Source organism: Streptomyces sp. NPDC058375, from assembly GCF_042723425.1.
Classification (GTDB): domain Bacteria; phylum Actinomycetota; class Actinomycetes; order Streptomycetales; family Streptomycetaceae; genus Streptomyces; species Streptomyces durocortorensis.
Window position 1 is genome coordinate 20,699 of record NZ_JBHXJG010000084.1, and the last position, 6,621, is coordinate 27,319.

The following is a 6,621-nucleotide window of genomic DNA, read 5'->3' on the forward strand; positions in this document are numbered from 1 at the left end:
GTGCTCTTGCCGGAACCGGCCGGACCGCGCAGTAGCAGCCGGTCCCGCTCACCGAGGGCCTGCTCGATTCCGACCGAGGTCCGGACCGGGTGATCCAGCCCCAGCCGGTCGACGGCCTCGTACTCCCCGCTGACCTCCAGCCCGATGTACGCCGTCTCCAGCGGCCACCCGCCCGCCGACCGCCCCAGCGTCAGCCCGACAGCTCCACCCGGTCGTTGGCGTTCGCGATGAACTCCGCGTACCGCCCCTCGAACTCCAGATCCGCCGCGTCCGGGCGCGGCCCCACCCGGTCCCGTACCTCCGCCACCAGCTCCCGGGTCCGGCCCGCCGCACGGACCTGCTCCGCCGCCGCCCGCGCCGCGAACGACGGGTGGGCGGTCAGCTGCTCCACCAGATGCGCGCAGCAGCGGCCGAGGAGGTCCTCGTACAGATCGAGGGACCGGGCCGAGAGCCCGGCGGCGGGGGCCGACAGCTCCGCCCGCAGCCGCTCCGGGTCCAGCTCCAGGGCGAACAGCCGGTCGGTATCCGGGACGCCGGCCGCGAACGTGTCCTGTACGGAGACGAGCGCGGCCAGCCGTTCGTGCTCGGGCAGGTCGGCGTACGCCTCCGACAGGCGGCCCGCGAGCACCTTCGCCAAGCGGTCCGGTTTCGCGGGGCGGGGGAGCGGACGGACCGGGTCCGGGACCAGGCCCGCGCCCGGCCGAGGGGTCAGCAGCGCCCTGGCCGCCGCACCGGCCACCGTCGTAGCCAGCCGTAACAGGACAACTTCCGTACCGGACACGCGCGTTCCTCCCCCTGGAGCCTGTCCGGCAGATCCTATGACGCCGGCTCTTGGCAGAAGGTGCCAAAGACTGCTGACAGCAGGTCTCGCATACTTGTGGGTAACAACCTCTAGCCCTCGCCGACCGACGGCCCTACGGTGCTCGCATGGAGCCGAACCTGCCCGATGTCGTGCTGTGGTCAATACCGGCCTTCGTGCTGCTCACCGTGATCGAGATGGTCAGCTACCGCCTCCATCCGGACGAGGACGCGGCCGGATACGAGACCAAGGACGCCGCCACCAGTGTCACCATGGGGCTCGGCAGCCTGGGCTTCGACCTGCTGTGGAAGATCCCCATCCTGGCCATCTACATGGGCGTCTACGAGCTGACGCCGCTGCGGGTGCCCGTGCTGTGGTGGACCGTCCTGCTGATGCTCCTCGCCCAGGACTTCTTCTACTACTGGTCCCACCGCGGCCACCACGTGATCCGGATCCTGTGGGCCTGCCACGTGGTCCACCACTCCAGCGAGAAGTTCAACCTCACCACCGCGCTGCGCCAGCCCTGGACCTCCGCGACCGTCTGGCCCTTCTACCTGCCGCTGATCGCCTGCGGGGTGCACCCGGCGGCGCTCGCGTTCTGCCAGTCGGCCAACCTCGTCTACCAGTTCTGGGTGCACACCGAGCGGGTCGGCAAGCTCCCGCGCCCCTTCGAGTACGTCCTCAACACGCCCTCCCACCACCGCGTCCACCATGCCTCGCAGGGCGGCTACCTGGACCGCAACTACGGCGGCATCCTGATCATCTGGGACCGGATGTTCGGGTCCTTCGCGGCGGAGGTCGAGCGGCCCGTCTACGGGCTCACCAAGAACATCACCACGTACAACCCGCTGCGCGTCGCCACCCACGAGTACGCCGCCATCGCCCGGGACGTCCGGGCCGCCGACACCTGGAGCGAGCGCGCCGGCCGGGTCTTCCGGGGGCCCGGCTGGCAGCCGGCGGCGAAGACGGGGGGCCCAACCATCACGGCTGCCCCGCCGACCACGGCCGCTGTGCCCCCGGCCGCCACGACTGCCCCGGCCGCCGCCACCGCCGTGCCCGTGGAGACCCCCGCCCCGGAACGCGCCCTGTGACCGCCACCGCCGCCCGCCCCGGCTCCACCGGGGCCGGCCGAGGGGCCGAGCGCTTCGCCCGCCCCGTGCTCCTCGCCCTCCTCCTCGTCGCCGCGGCCGACCTGGCCGGGCTCCTCGCCGGGGCCGAGGCCGTCCATCTCGTCGCCAAGCCGCTGCTGATGCCGCTGCTCGCCGGGTACGCGGCCCTGCGCGGCGCCCCCCGGCTGCTCGTCGCGGCCCTGCTGTTCGGGTGGGGCGGCGATGTCTTCCTGCTCGCCGACGACGACCTGGCCTTCCTCGTCGGCATGGGCTCGTTCGCCGTCGGCCATGTCTGCTACCTGACGCTGTTCGGGCGGGAGGAGGGCCGAGGCCGGGGTGTCGGCCGCTCCCCGGCCGGTCCGGTCACCGGGGTCGGGTACGCCGTCGTCCTCGTCGTCTTCCTCGTGCTGATCTGGCCGGACCTCCCGGCGGACCTGCGGATCCCGCTTACCGGCTACAGCCTGCTGCTCACCGCCATGGCCTGGCGGGCGGGCGTGTTCGGACCGTACGCGGCGGTCGGCGGTGCGCTCTTCCTGCTCTCGGACGCCCTTATCGCCACCGGTATCGCCGAGTGGCCGCAGGCGCCCGCCCCCGACTTCTGGGTGATGCTCACCTACATCGCCGCACAGGCCCTGCTGACCCTCGGGGTGCTGACGAAGCACAAGCCGGGGGCGTGAGCCCCAGATTGCCCGAGGGGCCCGGGGAGGGCGATCTCCCCGGGCCCTCGGCCGTAGCGCGACGTGCCGTTACCAGCGCACCGCGTCCAGCGCGTCCACCACTCCGGCCCCGTAGAAGCCGTTGTAGCTCTTGCCGCCCTCGCAGACCGCGTCGACGGTGCCGTCGCCGTCGATGTCGTACGGCGCACCGCACGCCTTCGCGTCCGCCTCCAGCGTCAGCAGCGCCTTCACCGCGGCCGGTGAGGCGTAGGGGTGCTTGGACTTGATCAGCGCCACGACGCCCGCGACGTGCGGGGACGCCATCGACGTACCGGCCTTGTAGCCGAACTTGCCGCCCGGCAGCGTCGAGAGGATCAGGCCGTTGACGGCCGGCGGCTCGGGGGTCTGGTAGACCGTCGAGTCACCGCCCGGGGCCGCCACGTCGATGATGCCCTTGCCGTAGTTCGAGTACGAGGACTTCAGGCCCTTCGCACCCGTCGCGGAGACCGTCACGACGCCCGGCAGCATGGTCGGGATGTCCGGGCAGGCGCTCGGGTCGATGGTCCGCGTGACCGTCTCGGAGTCGTTCGGGCTGGTCGTGTCCTCGATCGCGTCGACCGACAGGTCGTGGCGGGAGTTGCCCGCCGCCGCGACGTTGACCGTGCCCTTGCGCTCCGCGTACTTCACGGCGCGGGTGAGCGCGTCGACCAGGGCGCCCTGGTCGGCGTCGTTCTTGCAGTTGAAGAGCCACGGGTCGGTGTAATAGCTGTTGTTGGTCACCTCGACACCGCGCTCGGCGGCCCAGAGGAACCCGCAGACGACGGCCTCGGTGTAGAAGAACCCGTCCGGGTTCGACACCTTGATGCCCGACACCTTCACGCCCGGGGCGACACCGGTGACGCCTGCGCCGTCCTTCGCAGCGGCGATGGTGCCCGCCACATGCGTGCCGTGATCGCTCTCGCCCGCCGCCGGACGCCAGGAGCCGGCGGTGGTGTCCGGGGCGCCCGACACGCAGTTCGCCGAGGCGCGCTCGTCGAAGTTCGGGGCGAGGTCCGGGTGGGTGTCGTCGACGCCCGTGTCGATGACGGCGACCGTCACCTTCTTCGAGCCCAGCGACTTCTGGTGCGCCTTGTCCGCCTTGATCGCGGGCAGCGACCACTGGAGGGGCTCCAGCGGGTCCTCGCCGGCCTTCGCGTCCGCGGCGGCGGACGCCGCCTGCTCGGCGGTCAGCGGCTCCGCTATCGAGCCGACGTCCTTCGTGGCCTGCGGCACGATCGGATTCGTGCGGGTGGCGCCCGCCGACTCCACGCCCCGTACCTTGCGGATCGTCTCGCCGAAGGCCGGGTTCTGCGAGTGGACGACGATGACGCCGATCTGCTCATAGGCGATGACGACCGTGCCGCCCGCCTTGGCGATCGCCTTCTTGACGTTCTTCACCGTGCCGTGGCCGCCCCGGACGTTGACCACGTAGGACAGCTTCGGCCCGTCGGTCCGCACGCTCGCGGAGGCCTGCTCGCCGGTGGGCGCCGCCGTGGCCGACGCCGTCGGCAGGAAGCCGAGCGAGGCGGTCAGCGCGAGTCCGACGGGTACCGCGAGTGCGCGGGTCCGTCTCGATGCCAGATGAGCCATGGGTTCTCCACATCATCCGTGCCGAACGACCGGACACCTGGCGTGTTCGGTCGCGTACATGACGAGTGAAGCTATCGCTGATCATCCCGGCGCATCAATGTTTACGGGCAAGAGAGTTCGAAGAGTGACCGATGCGGCCGAATGTGAACGGGTGAGGTCCGGGCAACCGGGTGCACGGCGACACCTCCGACAAGGCGAACGAGAAGGCGAAAGACGCGGTGAACCGCTTCGTCGCGCCCTCCGTGCCGTTGTCCAGGAGGTACATCACCGTCCCCGCCGGTAACGAGGCCTCCCTTGACACCCACCGTCCCCCAGATCACCGCACCCGCGTCGCGAGGAGATTCCGTGGCTACCGATGCACCGCCGCCCGAGGGCACATCGCCCTCCGGACCCGCCCAGCCCACCACCGAGGCGTTCGTCGCGGTGCAGTCGAGCCCGGAGTTCGCCGACCTGCGCCGCTCCCACCGCTCCTTCGCCTTCCCCCTGACCATCGCCTTCGTGACCTGGTACCTGCTCTACGTCCTGCTCTGCAATTACGCGGGCGGATTCATGGCCACCAAGGTCGTCGGCAACATCAACATGGCGCTCGTCCTCGGACTCGCCCAGTTCGCCACCACCTTCCTCATCGCCTGGCTCTACTCCCGGCACGCCGCCACCAAGCTCGACCCCAAGGCCGACGCGATCAAGTCCCGTATGGAGGCCGACGTATGAGCGCCGCCCACGCCCTCTATCCCACCGTCCAGCTCGCCGCCACCGAGGGGGCGAGCGAGCACCGGCCGCTGATCATCACGCTGTTCGCCGCGTTCGTCGTCGCGACCCTCTTCATCACCGTGTGGGCGGGCCGCCAGACCAAGAGCGCCTCCGACTTCTACGCGGGCGGCCGCCAGTTCACCGGATTCCAGAACGGACTCGCGGTCTCCGGCGACTACATGTCCGCCGCGTCCTTCCTCGGCATCGCCGGAGCCATCGCGCTCTTCGGCTACGACGGCTTCCTGTACTCCATCGGCTTCCTCGTCGCCTGGCTCGTCGCCCTGCTCCTGGTCGCCGAACCGCTGCGCAACTCCGGCCGCTACACCATGGGCGACGTCCTCGCCTACCGGATGCGCCAGCGCCCCGTACGTACCGCCGCCGGCACGTCCACGATCGTCGTCTCGATCTTCTACCTGCTGGCCCAGATGGCCGGCGCGGGCGTCCTCGTCTCGCTGCTGCTCGGCATCACCAGCGACGCCGGGAAGATCCTCATCGTCGCCCTGGTCGGCATTCTGATGATCCTCTACGTCACCATCGGCGGCATGAAGGGCACCACCTGGGTGCAGATGGTCAAGGCCGTCCTGCTCATCGCGGGCACCCTGCTCATCACCTTCCTGATCCTGCTGAAGTTCAACTTCAACATCTCCGACCTGCTCGGCACCGCCGCCAGCAACAGCGGCAAGGGAGCGGCCTTCCTGGAGCCCGGCCTGAAGTACGGCGTCGACAACATCTCGAAGCTGGACTTCATCTCGCTCGGCATCGCCCTGGTCCTCGGCACCGCGGGCCTGCCGCACATCCTCATCCGCTTCTACACCGTGCCCACCGCCAAGGCCGCCCGTAAGTCCGTGAACTGGGCCATCGGCATCATCGGCGCCTTCTACCTGATGACGATCGTGCTCGGCTTCGGCGCCGCCGCGATCCTCAAGCAGGACGACATCATCGCCTCCAACAAGGCGGGCAACACCGCGGCGCCGCTGGCCGCGCTGGAGATCGGCGGCGGCTCCGGATCCACCGGCGGCGCCATCCTCCTCGCGGTGATCTCCGCCGTCGCCTTCGCCACCATCCTGGCCGTCGTCGCCGGACTCACCCTCGCCTCCTCCTCGTCCTTCGCGCACGACATCTACGCCAACGTCATCCGCAAGGGCCAGGCCAGCGAGAAGGAGGAGGTCCGCGCCGCACGCTGGGCCACCGTCGCCATCGGCGTCGTCTCCATCGGTCTCGGCGCCCTCGCCCGCGACCTGAACGTCGCCGGGCTCGTCGCCCTGGCCTTCGCCGTCGCCGCGTCCGCCAACCTGCCGACGATCCTCTACAGCCTCTTCTGGAAGCGCTTCACCACCCAGGGGGCCCTCTGGTCCATCTACGGAGGCCTCGCCTCCTCCGTCCTGCTGGTGCTGTTCTCGCCGGTCGTCTCCTCCAAGCCGACCTCGATGTTCCCGGACGTCGACTTCGCCTGGTTCCCGCTGGAGAACCCCGGCCTGATCTCGATCCCGCTCGGCTTCCTGCTCGGCTGGGTCGGCTCGCTGATCTCCAAGGAGAAGCCCGACACGGACAAGTACGCCGAACTGGAGGTCAAGTCCCTCACCGGCGTCGGAGCCCACTGAGCACACCGGAGCGGGCGGGCCCGTTCGGCCCATCACCCACCACCCGCGGCCGGACCGCGTCGTAGAGTCCTACGACG

Annotated in this window: 6 protein-coding genes; 4 read left to right on the forward strand and 2 right to left on the reverse strand. The window is 70.3% G+C overall.

Annotated elements, in window-relative coordinates:
* Positions 1-190: 190 nt before the first annotated feature.
* Positions 191-781: a hypothetical protein gene (locus ACFWM7_RS16245; protein WP_383260779.1), complete on the reverse strand. Its 591-nt coding sequence runs from the start codon at positions 779-781 to the stop codon at positions 191-193.
* A gap of 146 nt (positions 782-927) precedes the next feature.
* Between ACFWM7_RS16245 and ACFWM7_RS16250 the strand changes: the two genes are divergently transcribed.
* Together ACFWM7_RS16250 and ACFWM7_RS16255 are read left to right on the forward strand one after the other, a co-directional pair.
* On the forward strand, positions 928-1,890 hold the full coding sequence (locus ACFWM7_RS16250; protein WP_383260781.1) for a sterol desaturase family protein: 963 nt from the start codon (positions 928-930) through the stop codon (positions 1,888-1,890).
* Positions 1,887-2,585, forward strand: a complete 699-nt coding sequence (locus tag ACFWM7_RS16255; protein ID WP_383260783.1) for a lysoplasmalogenase — start codon at positions 1,887-1,889, stop codon at positions 2,583-2,585. Before ACFWM7_RS16250 ends, ACFWM7_RS16255 begins: the two co-directional genes overlap by 4 nt.
* 69 nt (positions 2,586-2,654) lie before the next feature.
* On the opposite strand, the gene ACFWM7_RS16260 is transcribed toward ACFWM7_RS16255, so the two are convergent.
* On the reverse strand, positions 2,655-4,193 hold the full coding sequence (locus tag ACFWM7_RS16260) for a S8 family serine peptidase (protein WP_383260784.1): 1,539 nt from the start codon (positions 4,191-4,193) through the stop codon (positions 2,655-2,657).
* A 345-nt stretch (positions 4,194-4,538) separates the two neighbouring features.
* Between ACFWM7_RS16260 and ACFWM7_RS16265 the strand changes: the two genes are divergently transcribed.
* Complete coding sequence (locus tag ACFWM7_RS16265) at positions 4,539-4,904, forward strand: DUF485 domain-containing protein (protein ID WP_383260786.1); 366 nt, start codon at positions 4,539-4,541, stop codon at positions 4,902-4,904.
* Entirely contained in the window at positions 4,901-6,544 is a 1,644-nt protein-coding gene (locus ACFWM7_RS16270) for a cation acetate symporter (RefSeq protein ID WP_383260788.1), read from the forward strand. The genes ACFWM7_RS16265 and ACFWM7_RS16270 overlap by 4 nt, the downstream gene beginning before the upstream one ends.
* Positions 6,545-6,621: the final 77 nt, after the last annotated feature.

Bases quoted from the DNA above. Each gene is read 5' to 3' on its own strand.
- ACFWM7_RS16250 (WP_383260781.1), top strand. From the start codon at position 928: ATGGAGCCGAACCTGCCCGATGTCGTGCTGTGGTCAATACCGGCCTTC.
- ACFWM7_RS16270 (WP_383260788.1), top strand. From the start codon at position 4,901: ATGAGCGCCGCCCACGCCCTCTATCCCACCGTCCAGCTCGCCGCCACC.
- ACFWM7_RS16260 (WP_383260784.1), bottom strand. From the start codon at position 4,193: ATGGCTCATCTGGCATCGAGACGGACCCGCGCACTCGCGGTACCCGTC.